We start from the raw sequence: 458 nt of genomic DNA, 5'->3' as shown, positions 1-458 counted from the left end.
CGCGATTTCTCGATCATGGCCAGATCATACTTGCCCTTGTTGGCATTGGCCTTCAGATGGGTCGAGTCGGTATAGAGCACTGTGCCATCGACCAGCCCATGGCCAATCGCCTGTTCGACGATATGGTCGAAGATGTCCTGGGCCACCGATGCGTCGTTGAAACGCCGGCGGCGGTTCTGCGACAGCGTCGAGGCATCGAACACACCATCGGTCAGCTTCATCCTCAGAAACCAGCGATAGGCGACATTGACCTCGATCTCGCGCACCAGCTGACGTTCCGAGCGGATGCCGAACAGGTAACCGATGAACAAAGCCTTGAACATCAAGGTCGGATCGAGCGCCGGGCGGCCGTTGTCGGCGCAGTAAAGTCCGGCAACGCGGTCGTGGATGAAGGAGAAGTCGATCACAGCATCGATCTTGCGAAGCAGGTGATCCTTCGGAACCAGACTGTCGAGCGT

At 57.9% G+C, this 458-nt stretch carries 1 protein-coding gene; it reads right to left on the bottom strand.

Going from position 1 to position 458, the window contains the following annotated elements; genetic code table 11:
- Positions 1-458, bottom strand: a 458-nt coding sequence (locus F9K78_RS21805; protein ID WP_167518158.1) for a transposase, incomplete at both ends; no start/stop codon positions are given.

Source organism: Brucella pseudintermedia (assembly GCF_008932435.1).
Taxonomy (GTDB): Bacteria; Pseudomonadota; Alphaproteobacteria; order Rhizobiales; family Rhizobiaceae; genus Brucella; species Brucella pseudintermedia.
This window is presented reverse-complemented; position numbering and strand designations above follow the sequence as displayed.